Here is a 14,982-nt window from a genome sequence, read left to right as displayed (position 1 = left end):
ATCTATCCTGCTATTAAATTATTCATAACTTCATCAAAAAACCCATAGTACATTGGGCAGAACGGATCCTTACTCGTTATTTTGTCAGTATACAAGTAAGCTCTTGCTCGACATCCACCACCACATAAATATTTGAACTCACATTCTTTGCAGCCATCCATATCGTCTACTTCTACTTTGTATTTTCTTTTGGCATTATGTACAAGCAAACTCATCACGTCTTTTTCCAACAAATTTCCCATTTTGAATTCATCCTCCATTAGCATATGACAAGGATACAAGGATCCATCAGTACCTACAGAAATCAGTTGTTCTCCTGTACCACAATTGCATTTTCCTTCAAGGCAATCTTTAAGAGGAACATCTTCCACTTCTATTTCGTTAACTCTATAGTAGTCGACGATCTTTTTGAGATCATCTGTAGTCAAAACAAATTCTCTGTTTTCAGCATCCGGTTTTACTGTAAATAAACTAAAACTTATATTTGTGCCTAGTTTTTTCGAAAGCTTCGTGTACTCATTAATGTAATCCACGTTTTTGTGATTAATAGTTGGCAGTATGGATAAAGTAATGTCTAATTCTTTTGCCCTGTCTATAAATTCCATTATTCTATCAAAAATTTTGTCTTCTCTTAGGAACGCTTTACAATCTGAGCTGTAAGTATCCAAAGACACCGAAAGAACATCAACGTATGGTGCAATGTTTTCTAACATATCAAAATTATGTACAGTACCATTAGTTATTACAATTAAATTATCTGGTTTTAGTTCTGTTTTGATAAGTTCTAGTATTTTATCCAAATCTTTTCGTATCATTGGCTCTCCGCCAGATATAATTATATTTTCTAGATTTAAAGGCTTTAAATTACCAACCACTTTTGTTAACTCATTAAATGATAGCTCTTTCTTATCACATCTCTCATCTTCTGAATAACATCCCTTACACTTCAAATTACATCTGTCTGTTATGTGTATGTAAGCATTTTTAACATTGACACCTTTTGTAAACTCATTAACTTTTTTAATGAATTCATTTTCTACTAAAAACTCATACAAATCCTCATTGACATTTTTATCTTGTAAAATTTCCAGATATTCTTCATAAGTTTTATCGTCAAGCCCTAATACAGCTGAGTTTGCTGTATTAATCAGAAGGTTTGCTCCGTTAAATTTTTCTGTTTTAACATTAGGATTTTTATACATATCTTTCACCTGCTTTTTCTTTTATTTTTGAAAATATTACTATTAAAGAAAATACCAAGAAGAAATTAATCAAACCCGTTGTCAGTACCGACTGACTGCTTACAGAGTTAATTTGTATTGAAGAATTGTTAGATAAATTCTGAGAATTTCTAGCTATAGCTGTAAAATCCAAATTGATCAATTTTATAAAAATAAAATAACAAACTGAATATATAAGGGCAAAAATTCCAGAGCCTATTATTCTTATTTTATCTTTTTGAATTTTTAAAATATTTATAAGTGAACAGCCCATTATTGATGAAACCAACGCCGGTAAAATAGCACCAAAAACTAAAAACGTCACAACATTTAATGAATTTACAGTAGTTGATACCTTTACTATCAGAAAGCTCAACGCTACTAAAGATATTACTAAAGCTACAATATTTTTTTTCATAAACCCTCCTAAACAATCATTACTAATAAATTGTAGATTGCGTGTATGACAATAGGTAAACTTAAACTTTTTGTTTTGACATAAATTCCCGATAATACAAGCGCCAAAGGTAGTCTGATTACTAAGTTTGTTACAAAATCTTCGTTATTATGAAGGATAAATGCGAAAACAATACTTGATATAATACAAGAAATAATGATACTCATTTTTTTAGATAACAGACTAATTAAAAGATGCCTGTATATGTACTCCTCGCCTGTGGCAACAATTAGATAATGTACTATCCAAAACCCCACAAATGTCATATCAAGTTTCGATCTAAATATTAAAAGATAGACGGCTACAAAAGATATAAAAATTACACTTGAAGTTTTTAAATATCTGAATACATCCAAATTATCTTCAATATTGAGACATTTTAATAATAATTTTGGAAGTGTAATAAATGAAATCACAGTTGGTACTGTCAACATTAAAAACGGATTAGATACTTTTACATACGATAAAAGAATTATAAGCGTTAACAGTGATAACAAATTGATGACTACCAACGACATCGCTATTACTAAAGGATTTTTCTCATTTACATTTAAAAAACTAAAATCATAATTTCTACGTTTTTTTATCTCCATACACCTCACCTCTACTTTCAAATTGATTATACAATGGATTTTTAATTGGATTTTCAAAATGTATTAAATAGCCTAAAAAGTTGTATTAAAAAACGAGCATCAAAAATTAGTTTTTAATCTAATTTTCAATACTCGTTTAATTCTTCAAATTTTTATAAAGAGCTTTGATTTTGCAGTTTACAAGGTACAATAATCAAAACTTTAAAAAAGCCATCTTCATATTTAAAATTATAAAATCCTTTTAATTTTTCTAAACGCAACTTTATACTCTTTATCCCAACTCCAAATCTATCCGATTTTGAAGACTTTATAAAGTCTTTCGAGAAATCTTCTTCAAGTTTTTCAGAAGGATTTTCAGTATATACATATATTTTTTCATCTCGATATATCAGTTTTATTATAATCGGTGAGTCAACATCTCCAAGTCGTTCAACCGCCTCAATAGCATTATCTATTAAATTTCCTATTATCGCAGACAAATCTATTGAGATTTCCTTGATATTTAAGTCCTTTGGGATTTGAAGTGATATTTTATGTTTTATATTTAGTTGTTCCATTTTTTGAATTTTCATGCTTAATAGATAGTCAATCTCTGTCAATCCACTAAGATAAGTTGGATAATCCAATTTTTGTCCGACTATATTTTCAATTTGAGCTATAGCAAGATTAGTGTCACCACTTTTGATATTCATATCAACCTGAAGCAAAGTGTTTTTTAAGTCATGTTTTAATCTCCTAAAATTTGCCTCATTTTCTATCTCTCTTTTTAGGATTTTGTTTTGTTCATCTACAACTTGATATTTAGACAGAATCAAATTCTTTTCTTTGATTTTCCTGTGAAAAAAAACATAACAGAAATCCGAAAGAATCGCAACGAATATTAAAACAATACTTACTTTATAAGAATAATCTCCTAGTACCATGAGCATTACAAGGTTACAAAGAAATACAATAGTAAGAATCAAATATTCAGTATTGTCTAAGTCAAAATTTTCGTAACTACCATCTTTTATGAATTTTATGTACACATAAAACAATATCAAAAAAGCTAAATACAAAATTATGTAATAAAAAGAAAAATCTATGCCAAAAAAATCCTTGTATATGCTTGAATACGAAAAGCTTAGTCCAACAACTTCGTATAAAGTGAAATTACAAATAAAACTGATGACATAAAATACTTTCTTGTAAGCTGTCCCATCAAAAAACATAAATGAGATAGCCAGATTTGCGACAGTTAAAAACGACAATTTAAGAAAAGTAGAATTTCCCATGAATTTATCCAGAAGTATGATAATAAAAAAGCTGAAGAATAGAATACTATTTTTCCTTATATTGATAAAATATTCATTAAAAAAAACATAAGAAATAGTCGTTTGCAAAAGCACGATAACTAAAAATGTAACCAGAATTTTAATAGCTGTGATACTCATATTCCGACCTCTTTAGAAATAAAACTAGAATACAAATCAATGACACTTTTCTTTCTGTTTTTACTAATGGGTAATATTGAACCATCTATCATTATTACCTCATGAGCGTTTAAAATCTTGACTCTTTTTAAGTTGATAATGGTTCCGCTGTTTATCTTAACAAAACTTAAAGGATTGAGTTCTTTTTCTATATTCTTGATTTTCCCATAAAATACTTCGTCATCTAACTCATTGTTAGTTTTCACCCTTAATTTTCTTCCCGATTCCGAGAATATAGATATTATAGACGAACTATCTATTTGAATGTGATCCTTGCCTTTTTTAAAAAATACATAACTATTGGAATTATTTATGTATTCAATAGCATCATAAAAAGCTCTGGCAAACTTTTTTGTATCAATAGGCTTTAACAAATATCGAAAAGGTCTAACTTCAAAAGATTCCAAGGTATAAGTTTCGTAACTTGTAACATAAATTATCAAAACTTGTTCGGAGAGCTTTCTGAGTTCTCTAGCCGTTTGAATTCCATTAAGTCCTGGCATTTCAACATCTATAAATAAAATAGATGGAAAATCTTTCACATCTATCAATCTAAGTAGTTCTTCGCCACTTAAATAAGCATCTATATCAGGTTTAAAATTATCTAATTTTTGAGATAAATCATATATCATATCTTCTATTAAATTTATATGTTTGAGATCATCATCACAGATAGCTATATTCATTGTGCCTCCTAACATAAGTTTTTTATGTACTCAATTTGCACTATTGATTCATTGTCATTCTTTTTTTATTATATAAAATTCAATTTTCAAATTCAACACAAACTTTGTCATTATAATCTCATTTTATTGCATTGTTCAAACAAAAGAGCGGCTGTCTATTTTTAGTGATTCCCATATCAAGTGTAAATGTCCTGCGTTTTGTTGCAATCAAAAAAGAGCATCACGTGATGCTCTCATAATTTATTTTACTAATTTTTTAAGTGGTGTTTTCTTCAATGTTTCGATAAATACTTCATTTTTTCCGAAGAACAATATCAATGTGTAGCCTATGACGCTGATGAAAAATACCACCAACAAGTTAAGTGTGTAGTGTGTGATAAATTTTGTAACTACAAATTTTGTCAAAAGTATCCACAACGCACCTGCGACTGCGAATTTCGCTGTGTAGAATAATTTGTCCATTTCGAAATAGAATCTCGCTTCTTTGAATTCAAATAAGCACACGAGAACTACTACTAATTCCGAAATCGCCGTAGTCACTGCTGCACCATTTTGTTGCCAAAGTGGTATGAAAATTAGGTTTAATCCTACATTTACGAACGCCGATATCGTCGTCGCTTTTAAGTTCAACGCTTCTTTTCCCAATGGAACGTTCATACACGTTGTGATTACACCACCTGTTATTGCAAAAAACACTGACACTGCTAGAATTTGCAACGAAAGTGTCGCCGCAATGAATTTTTCTCCAGAGAGAATGTAGACGATATTTTTGGATAAAACTCCAAGTCCTGTGCACATTGGTATCATTAATAATAGCAAGAAACTTGAGATTTCTGTTAACAAATGTCTGAATTCTGTCTTGTCATCCAATGTCGCAGCTTTTGATAATCTTGGAATTGTAACCATATAAATCGCGCCTAGCATTTGCTTTACAACAGAATACACCTTCACGCTTACTGCATAAAGTCCTGTGTAAAAATCTCCTGAAATCCAGCCAAGCATTGTCATGTCTGCGCTGACATACACCAAAACTGCGATGCTGTTTGAAAAGAAAAGCATGATAGGCTTCAAGTGTCTTTTCAGATTTAGTTTGAGTGTTGGTTTCAAACTTACGTATCTTCTCACATGTAACATATTCGAAACGCACACCAAACCATTTACGAAAACCGTAAGGCCTGCGTATTTTAAGTAATCTGATTGAGTTTTTACTACGAAAAATAGTAAAATTACACCAATAGTTTGAATTATGATACTTCTAATTGTAATGTACAAATAATCCTCGTGGATTGCATTGACCCATTCAACTCCAAGCGTCGCGAAGATTATACTCAAACTTTGAATGAAAACAAGCGTTGCATAATCGTGCATTTTCACAGAAACTACACAGAATATCAATAAACAAATATAAGAAATCAACGTTGATAACAAGTTGATGGAGAAAACTTCCCTCGAAAATCGATTGAGTTTCGTTCTGTTTTCTCTGTATTTGGAACCCTCTCTGACTGCGTAATTGGTAATTCCAAGAGACGCAATCAGCATGAATATTTTAATAATTGAATCCCCGTAGCTTACCTTTCCCATGTTTGCTACTTGCAAAATTCTCGTAGCGTAAGGAAAAGTTATCAACGGGTAGACAACGCTCAGCCCAACTTTGATTAAATTAAGCATTGCGTTTAATTTAAGTGATTTTTGCTTTGCCAAGTTTTTCCTCTCCTATGTGCAAAATTTATACTTACTATATTGTATCACACCTAGCTAGATAGATTATTACAACATTTCAAAATTTCCAACAAAAAAATAACCGTCACCTCAAAACAATGACGATTATTTTCCAGGTAATACCTGTATGGATTTTGCTGAAATTATTATATCACATTTTTCAAAAAATGTTATAACATTTCAATAAAAGCTCCAATTCTTGTATTTAATTGTCCGATATCTGATTTTGAATAATCAGTTTCTACAGCAATGTATGGAACATTCTTCTTATCGTTGCAGAATCTCTTAATTGACAAACCTTCAACTTGGTAAGGAGTACAAGCTTGTAAATGCATGTCGATAACTCCGTCAACCTTGTATTCGTCGATTAATTTGTCCAACAATTTAAGTCTGTTTTCATTTGGACTCACACAAGCGCAACCGATGTTCATGTATTTTCTAGCAATCGCATCAATCATATCTGGATTTTCAACATCTACATTTTCATCAATAGCCTTAGCACCGCCGCAGTTTTCGTAGCTAACCACAACTGCACCGTTGTTTTCGACAGCTTCGATAACTTTTTCAGTCGCACCACCGATAGGACAACCAGTAATCAAAATTCTTGGCTTGCCATTGATGTGCTTGTGTTCAGACATAACCCTAGCTTTTAATTCTTCAAGCATTTGTGGAATTTGTTCCTTATCAAAATCAAATTGCACACCATTTAAAACATGCCACAATTCTCCACCTGTAATTGGCAAATCATCAGCCTTCATTATAGAATAGAAGTCCTTTACAGCTGATCTCTCAGCGTTTTTCACTTCAATTCCATGTCTCAATTTTTCTTCAGTGATTTCAACGCCGAATAAATCTTCGATAGTCTTAATCATCTTTCTGATTTCTTCTTTCCACAAAATAATACCTTGTTCAGTGTTCTTATTTGGAAGCTCCATCACGTGAACTGGTTTGAATTCTCCCAAATATTCGTACATCTTCTTCTTGCCATCGCAAGTAGTTTCTCCGACAACCAAATCAGAAAAATAGAAGAACGGACACTTGTCAGTCAACGCAAAACCATAAGAAGATTTGATAAGTGGGCATAAGTTTTTAGGCAAATCCCTCTCAGCATCTTGAATAGTCTCGTCACTTGTAGCGCACAAACTAACACAAGTAGCGCCAGCTGCAACAGCTAACTCTTGTGGAAAAAACGTACAAAAAATTCCTATAATAGGAATATTCTTATCCTTTATTTCTTTTACCTTCAAAAAAGCATTTTTACGACTATCTGCAAAATCGTTAAAAACTTCTGGTAATTCCTTCTTTAAATCAACCATCTAATCACCTCGTAACAAATAATATCATTTAATCGCCAATATATCAAAATGATAATTGTTATTTATAGATTTTCCCTATAAATGACCTCCCTTCCCCCTCTTATGTATGATTTGAGGACAATAAGGAAGATTTGTGGCTTTTAATTGCAACCAAAAAGCAGAAAACCAGTTTGCGCTAATATCTAGACTACGATACAGAAAACACAAAAACTCGTAAATCGCTCATCTGTCTACAAAAATTGACAAATTCTAATCTCGAAATCCTAAAATTTGAAGCACGCTTCGCTTACGCGGTCAAATTTTAGACGGATTTCTTCGATTGAATTTAAAACAATTTTTTCCGAATGATTCGCTCTTTTACGATGTTTTTGGCTTTACAAATCAAAGTTCTTAGCAAAACTGGTAATCTGCTTTGTATTTTTTCAAACTACCTATGGCAATTATTGTATTTCAGTGAAATAAAATAGACAAACCGATACGGTTAGAATATCATACGGAAAAAATTGCACTAAATTCAAGCGAAGTGAATCGTTAAAAAATCGCACTGTCTGAGCGTTAGCGAGTTTGCGATTTTAGATTCACAAGCGATGAATTTATCAATTTTTGTAGTCTAGATATTCGTTCGTATCGGTGTCTATTTTTGCTTTTATTGAAGATATGTTCGTATCTTTACTGCTTCTTTATTTCTTCAATTCATCCAACACTTCGTTGACTGTTTCTTTTTCAGAATAAGGTGTCTTTTCATTTCCTTTGAGCTTGATGAAAGTTTCTTGTCCTTTTCCCAAAAGTAGCACAAAATCTCCTTTATCAGCCATTTCAATCGCATGTTTGATCGCAGATTTCCTGTCTTTGATTCTTACAAACTCACCGTTTGCTTCTTCAATACCACTTACGATATCATCTGCAATGTTTTCGTATGTGTCGAATTTTGGATCGTCAGTTGTCACCACTGAGAACACGTTGTTTTCAGCAGAAATCTTCCCAACTTCGTGTCTGATTTCACGAGTTCTGTCGCCACTCATTCCATAAACTGCGATTTTGCGTTTGTCATTTGGCACAGATTTGTAGATATTTTCAAACGCTTTTGGAGTGTGTGCAAAATCAATGACAATATTTATCCCCCTGTCGTTGTTGACGAATTCAAATCGCGCCTCAACGCCTGTAAAACTTTCCAAAGCTTTGGCGATATCTTCCAATTCGTATCCCAATAAATTCACAGCAGCAATCGCAGCCACCGCATTGTACACATCAAACAGTGCAAATCTGTTCAGTACGAATTTCACGTTTTTGATTTCAAAATGCATCTTGCCATCAATCAATTCGACATTTTCTGCTCTAAAATCAGATTCATTTTCAAGTGAGAATGTGTATGTGTCTTCAAACCTAGCCTTAGCTTTTCTTCCGTATTCATCATCTACGTTTGCGATTTTTTTCTTGGCATTTTCGAACAAAATCATCTTAGCATCGAAGTAATTCTCCATATTTTTGTGAAAATCCATGTGCTCCATCGATAAATTGTTAAACACAGCCACATCAAAATCAATCCCGTCTAGTCTGTGCAAATACAATCCGTGGCTGGAACATTCCACTACAGCGTTGTCGATTTTTTTGTCCACCGAAAGCTTCAAAATCTTGTCGATTTCTGAGATTTCTGGAGTCGTGTTTGGCGTTTCGTATTTTTCTTTCGCGATAAAAGTTCCGTTCGTACCAATGTTTGTGCATGGTGAGTTCAAATGTTCCAAAATATGACTAATCATAGAAGATGTCGTCGTTTTGCCATTTGTCCCAGTTACTCCAATCACGCGAAGCTTCTTGGATGGAAAATCACACACCACATTTGAGATTTGTGCAAGAGCAATCCTTGCATCGTCGACTTTGATGTAGTTGATGCCGTCAATTTGTGTGACATCTTCAGTTATTACAATAGTGTTTGCGCCATTCTCAATCGCCTTATCGATGAATCGGTGTCCATCAAATTCCATCCCAGAAATCGCCACGAACACACCACCTTTTTCGATTTTCCTGGAGTCATTCGTCACATTTGTAATCTCATCGTCATTGTTTTTAGTGTAATCTATATAATCAATTTTATCTATAATATCAGTTAAGTTCATTTATTTTCCCCTTTGGTTTTCATTTATATATTATTATATAACACCTGTCGATTGTTTTGGCAAATTTTACTCATAAACTAACTTGTTTTTTCTCACATTAATTGACTTTTTTATCAAAAATATTATAATAATCTTAACAGAACCTCTCCACGCTTAATGTAGTTTAACTACATGCGGACCACGGAGAGGGCTTTTTTTATTGTCACAAAAAAACTGACCACCAAGCTTAGCCAAGTGATCAGTCTACAAATTTTTTATTTCATAACAGCTACTGCAACTGCTATTGCTGCGATTCCAATGATAAGTCCAAACACAAGTCCTGCGACAATACTTACTATCGCTGATTTCACACCAACGGCAAGCATTCTTTCATCAGAAATTCTGTCGTAGAATACTGCTGAATACAAGACAACTCCAACTATCATGCCTACAATTGAAGGAAGGAATGTTGTTGGAAGTGCCATCAACAAAATGTTAATCAACGCTTCACAAGCTACATACACTCCAAGTCTTGTGTCTCTTTCTACAGGATTTGGAACTGGTGAAATGTCCTTTTTAGTGAAATGGAATATAATTCTACACACTGCATAGTAGAAAAACATTGATATAACAGCCAAAATAATAGTATATGTTATTGGATTCAATCCAGTTTTTGTTACTTGTTCCAATTGTTGTGCTTGTTCTGGGTGAAGCTTGAATTGTACGACTGATGCCACAAACGTGAACACTCCGTACAACAAGAATAAAATTACGAATGCACCTTTTTTATTGAATTTTTCAATAAGTCCATGTAACATTGAGAAAATATTTTGGCAGAAACCAGCATAACCGGAGCTATCTCTTTGAGTGTAATCTTCAATGTATTCTTCTTCATCATCTTGATTTTCGAAGAAAAAGCTGTCGTCAGTTTTTTCGTAGTGATCTTGTTTCGTATTAGAATAATTTTCTTCTTGGGAAGCTTGGAAATAATTACTTTCCCTGTCGGAATAACTGTCCTTATCTTCACTAAAACCGCCCTTCACATTTTCCTTTTCGTTAAAATAATTCCCGTCGTTTGTGTATTCGCTGTCGTCGTTTTCAAAGTTTTTGTAATCTCTATCGTCTGACATATTCTCCTCCTACAAATTATTTCTCGTTATTTTCATCTTCCTCTATCAAAACTTTCTTCCATTTGTCTAGTTGCGATTCTTCTTCCTTGGAAAGTTCAGGGACGTGTGGGTCCAATTGCTCGAACAAATCCAGCATAATCTCACTCACTAAAAGTCTAGTGAACCATTTGTTGTCCGCAGGAACTACATACCAAGGTGCATAATCAGTTGAAGTATGCTCCAACATATCTTCATAAGCCTTGTGATAATCGTCCCAGTTTTCTCTTTCCAAAATGTCACTAGCTGCAAACTTCCAATGTTTTTCATCCAAGTTAATCCTATCCAAAAGTCTTTCTTTTTGTTCGTCCTTCGACACATGCAAGAAAAACTTCACAACCTTGATACCATTATTGTCCAAATATTTTTCGAACGCATTGATATCTTCGAACCTTTTATTCCAAAAATCATCGTCGTTTTTCTTGTTAACCAAATTGTGAACTCTGGTTACAAGAACATCCTCATAGTGTGATCTGTTGAAAATCCCAACCTCTCCATAAGAAGGAGTTGCCTTTGTAATTCTCCACAAATAATCGTGATCCAATTCTTCTGTGGAAGGTTGCTTGAAGCTTGTGACCTTGCAGCCCGCAGGATTAAGCGCCGTGAACACTTTTTTTACCAAACTATCCTTGCCTGCAGCATCCATAGCTTGAAGCACAACCAAAATTCCCCTCTTGTTTTCAGCGTATAATTTTTCCTGAAATTCAAACATCTTTTCCAAATTTTGTGGAAGAATTTCTTCCTTCACTTCTTCTTTTGAATAAGAATCGTCTTTTTTAGTGCTAAATTTTTCCAAATCAACTTTTTTATTAGGTTTTACCCTGTATTTTTTAATATCCATAACTTACTTCCTTTTTAATATCGTTACTATATATTTATCCAAATCGGGTAAAAATAAAACAATTTCATTCATTGAATTAATTATATCATTTGTTCAATTTTTCTTCAATAGTTTACTATCACATTAGTATTATGTGAAATTTATTTGACAATCACGATTTTATATAATAAATTCATATTAACCAAAAGGAGGAACAATTATGAAAATATCAATACTCAATTTAATACCAAGATTTATAGATGAAACAACAAAACAATCCATCGATCGTGGATTGGAACTTGCAAAATGGGCTGACGGACAAAACTTCGAAAGATATTGGGTTGCAGAACACCACAACTCCAAATCAATCTCATGCTCAGCAACAGATTTGATTATCGGATATATTTTAGAAAACACACAAAGAATAAAAGTCGGAGCAGGTGGCGTGATGCTTCCAAACCACACACCATTCCAAGTTGCAGAAAGATATGGAACGCTTGAAACATTGTATCCCGAAAGAGTTGATTTGGGAATCGGAAGAGCGCCTGGAACAGACATCGAAACAGCGAAATTAATCTACAGAGACACTTACAAGGAAGATAACTTCAAAGAAGCCATCAGAACACTTTTAAGTTATTTTGAAGATGAAGCGGAAAACTTCAAAGTACGCCCATACCCTGGAGTTGGCACACACGTTCCAGTGTATATCTTAGGAAGCTCCATGACATCAGCTCACATCGCAGCACAATTGGGACTACCTTATTCATTCGCAGGACATTTTTCGCCAAACACAGTTGAAGTCGCACTCAAAATCTACCGCGAAGAATTCACTCCATCAAAATATTTGGACAAACCATACGTAATGCTTGGAGTATCTGCAAACGCAGCTTACGAAAAAGACGCCGCAGAACACATCAAACAACAAGCCATCTCCATATTCTTGCAAATCCAAAACAGAAACAACAGAGATGCATTCTTAAAAGCAGACCCTAACAACAGCCCAGAACTCACATCAATCGAAAAATTCATGATAAGAACTGCCCGTGGACTTCGAATCGAAGGAGATGTGAATTCTGTAAAAGATCAATTCATGGAAATAAAACAAAAATACAACCCAGACGAAATCATCGCCGCATCCTACATTCCAGATTTCAAATTATTAAAAGAAAACTACGAAATCATACAAGATTTGGCGTTGAACGAATAGAATTTATTGAAAAACCATCCAGAAAATTCTGGATGGTTTTGTGGTTTTCGTAAAAAATCAGGAGATGACTCCTGAAATGCGAAATAATTAAAGTAGTAAACCAATCATACAAAGAATATCATACGGAAAAAATTACTCCAAATTCAAGCGAAATGAAACGTTAAGAAATCGCACCGCGTAAACGAAGTGTGCTTGCGATTTTAGTTTCATGAGCTTAGAATTTGTTAATTTTTGAAGTCTAGATATTCGTGTATGATGGTTTATCTACTAACGGTTTGCTTTCTCTATAAAAAACTTTCAGGAAAATCCTGAAAGTTTTACATTATTTCATCTATTGTTGGGATGGATTCTCCCGATCCTTTTCTGGTTACTGTCTTTGATGATGCTTTTGTGGCAAATTCCATCGCTTCTTTGATGGATTTTTTTTGATCGAGCATGACTGCCATCGCTCCGATGTAGCTGTCACCTGCAGATGTTGTGTCCACGACTTTCGCTTTGATGGCATCTTGTTTGATGTGTTCTGTTTTTGAAAAATACTCAGATCCGTTTTCTCCCAATGTTATTATCACGGAGCCGACATTTTTGTCCAGCAATTCATCTGCTGCTTCTTTCAAATTATTTTTGCTAGAATATCTCAAAATTTCATTTTCATTAGGCACAAACAAATCCACTTTGTCCAATATATCTTCCACTTCAAACTCACTTGGAGCAGGGTTTAATATCACGAAAACTCCCTTTTCCTTCGCTTTTTTAATCGCGTATTCGTTCACTTCTTGCGGGATTTCCATTTGCAAAATCAAAATATCGCACTCATCCAAAAGCTCGATGTTATCGTCGATATCTTGAATTGTAATCGCATAATTTGCCCCATGATCCAAAACTATTTCGTTTTGACCAGTTTTGTCCACATTTATTAGCGCAGTTCCCGTGTCGACATCTTTTTTGATTATGTTCGATGTATCCACGCCGTATTCACGCATATGTTCGAAAATAAAATCAGCGTCCATATCATTTCCCACGCACGCAAGAAACTTCACATCTCCGCCGAGTTTTTGACAAGCAATCGCTTGGTTTGCTCCCTTGCCACCGACAGATCTGCTCTTTGACAGTGACGATATTGTCTCCCCTGGTTTTGGGAAATTTTCCAAATTATATGTAGTGTCTACATTCACGCTTCCTATAACTAAAATTGACATAAATCTCTCCTCATTTTGCACAAATTCTCAGAATTTTTCATAATATATCTTATATTATACAATACAAATCGGATTTTGTAATTCAGACAAAAACTTTTCTACAGTTTTAAATAAATGAATTAATATTTTTCAATTGGGTATATTATTAAATAAGAATATTAATTGGAGGAAACCATGGACGATAAGAAACAAGATTTTAAATCAAATCTCAAAAGTTATGTATCGGATGAAAAGATTGTTCAACCTGACGATTACTTTGAAGAAAAACCTGTAGAAGATGATGATGTGAACAAGGTGTCAGATGTTACTGGGGCACAAGAATCCACAAAATCTAATGACGATTATTTTGAAGAAATTAATCAAAAATATACTAAAAAAGAACGAAAAGAAGATAACGAAGAATATGAAAACTACAAGCAAAACGATTCACCTGATTGGTATTTGAAATGCGTAAAATTCATCAGTGTATATGCTGACAAAATCTACGACTTTTACGCTTCGACAAAACACGGAATCATATATTCATTTTTGACATCAGGTTTGATCGCCGCTTTGACTAGCGCAGTGTGGGTTAGCGTTACAACACAAGGTTCACTTGGAGAATTGTCGAAAGTTTTCCACAGACCTACGATTTCGATTATGACTTTGATTTTAGTACCATTAATCAACTACGTGATGACAAGATTCATATACATGTTTACGAAAAAACACATGAGACCAACTCCACCTCCTTGCACAAGAGATGTGAAGGGCGGCGTGTTTTCGATAATTAATGGATTGTTTATGTTCATACTTACGCCATTGGGATTTATCGGTAGCATTATCGGCTGCTTCACTGGAATGGTAGCTTACTCTGCGACTTTCCTAGATTTGTATTTGGAAAAGGACAGCTTCAAGGTTGGTTTGAAATCATTCATCGCACAAATCGTAATCAAAGTTATCGTATTTGTATTGGAAATGTTGTTGGTAGCTTTGGTTGGAATTTTAATTTATAATTCTTTTTCAAATATGATTAGATAAAACTTTACCCGATCTCT

At 33.6% G+C, this 14,982-nt stretch carries 13 protein-coding genes; 2 read left to right on the top strand and 11 right to left on the bottom strand.

From position 1 onward, the window contains the following. Positions 1-2 precede the first annotated feature (2 nt). From HMPREF0391_RS05990 to HMPREF0391_RS05945, 10 genes are all read right to left on the bottom strand, one after another. A complete protein-coding gene (locus HMPREF0391_RS05990; RefSeq protein WP_002836047.1) occupies positions 3-1,202 on the bottom strand; it encodes a radical SAM/SPASM domain-containing protein in 1,200 nt (399 codons plus the stop codon). Then, positions 1,195-1,638, bottom strand: a complete 444-nt coding sequence (locus tag HMPREF0391_RS05985) for a hypothetical protein (RefSeq protein WP_002836045.1) — start codon at positions 1,636-1,638, stop codon at positions 1,195-1,197. Before HMPREF0391_RS05985 ends, HMPREF0391_RS05990 begins: the two co-directional genes overlap by 8 nt. A gap of 8 nt (positions 1,639-1,646) precedes the next feature. Next, positions 1,647-2,270 carry a CPBP family intramembrane glutamic endopeptidase gene (locus tag HMPREF0391_RS05980; protein ID WP_002836044.1) on the bottom strand — a complete coding sequence of 208 codons (624 nt, stop codon included), beginning with the start codon at positions 2,268-2,270 and terminating at the stop codon, positions 1,647-1,649. A gap of 152 nt (positions 2,271-2,422) precedes the next feature. Further along, complete coding sequence (locus tag HMPREF0391_RS05975) at positions 2,423-3,544, bottom strand: GHKL domain-containing protein (RefSeq protein ID WP_196218485.1); 1,122 nt, start codon at positions 3,542-3,544, stop codon at positions 2,423-2,425. A gap of 155 nt (positions 3,545-3,699) precedes the next feature. Further along, positions 3,700-4,428, bottom strand: coding sequence for a LytR/AlgR family response regulator transcription factor (locus HMPREF0391_RS05970; RefSeq protein ID WP_035109425.1), 729 nt, complete (start codon positions 4,426-4,428; stop codon positions 3,700-3,702). Between the two features lie 240 nt (positions 4,429-4,668). After that, entirely contained in the window at positions 4,669-6,129 is a 1,461-nt protein-coding gene (locus tag HMPREF0391_RS05965) for a flippase (RefSeq protein WP_002836040.1), read from the bottom strand. A 188-nt stretch (positions 6,130-6,317) separates the two neighbouring features. After that, positions 6,318-7,463 carry a double-cubane-cluster-containing anaerobic reductase gene (locus tag HMPREF0391_RS05960; protein WP_002836039.1) on the bottom strand — a complete coding sequence of 382 codons (1,146 nt, stop codon included), beginning with the start codon at positions 7,461-7,463 and terminating at the stop codon, positions 6,318-6,320. 680 nt (positions 7,464-8,143) lie between these two features. Next, positions 8,144-9,577: a UDP-N-acetylmuramoyl-L-alanyl-D-glutamate--2,6-diaminopimelate ligase gene (locus tag HMPREF0391_RS05955; RefSeq protein ID WP_002836038.1), complete on the bottom strand. Its 1,434-nt coding sequence runs from the start codon at positions 9,575-9,577 to the stop codon at positions 8,144-8,146. A 254-nt stretch (positions 9,578-9,831) separates the two neighbouring features. Then, positions 9,832-10,686 carry a hypothetical protein gene (locus HMPREF0391_RS05950; RefSeq protein WP_002836037.1) on the bottom strand — a complete coding sequence of 285 codons (855 nt, stop codon included), beginning with the start codon at positions 10,684-10,686 and terminating at the stop codon, positions 9,832-9,834. A 16-nt stretch (positions 10,687-10,702) separates the two neighbouring features. Continuing rightward, a complete protein-coding gene (locus HMPREF0391_RS05945; protein WP_002836036.1) occupies positions 10,703-11,563 on the bottom strand; it encodes a polyphosphate kinase 2 family protein in 861 nt (286 codons plus the stop codon). A gap of 199 nt (positions 11,564-11,762) precedes the next feature. On the opposite strand from HMPREF0391_RS05945, the gene HMPREF0391_RS05940 reads away from it, so the two are divergent. Next, on the top strand, positions 11,763-12,749 hold the full coding sequence (locus HMPREF0391_RS05940; protein ID WP_002836035.1) for an LLM class flavin-dependent oxidoreductase: 987 nt from the start codon (positions 11,763-11,765) through the stop codon (positions 12,747-12,749). A gap of 317 nt (positions 12,750-13,066) precedes the next feature. On the opposite strand, the gene rbsK is transcribed toward HMPREF0391_RS05940, so the two are convergent. Then, complete coding sequence (gene rbsK, locus HMPREF0391_RS05935) at positions 13,067-13,945, bottom strand: ribokinase (RefSeq protein WP_035109419.1); 879 nt, start codon at positions 13,943-13,945, stop codon at positions 13,067-13,069. Between the two features lie 174 nt (positions 13,946-14,119). Here rbsK and HMPREF0391_RS05930 point away from each other — a divergent pair, with 174 nt between their 5' ends. Then, on the top strand, positions 14,120-14,965 hold the full coding sequence (locus HMPREF0391_RS05930) for a hypothetical protein (RefSeq protein WP_002836032.1): 846 nt from the start codon (positions 14,120-14,122) through the stop codon (positions 14,963-14,965). Positions 14,966-14,982: the final 17 nt, after the last annotated feature.

This window comes from Finegoldia magna ATCC 53516, from assembly GCF_000159695.1.
In the GTDB taxonomy this organism is placed as follows: Bacteria; Bacillota; Clostridia; order Tissierellales; family Peptoniphilaceae; genus Finegoldia; species Finegoldia magna_F.
Note: the sequence above shows the minus strand (reverse complement) of the source record. Positions and strands in the feature narration are given on the sequence as shown.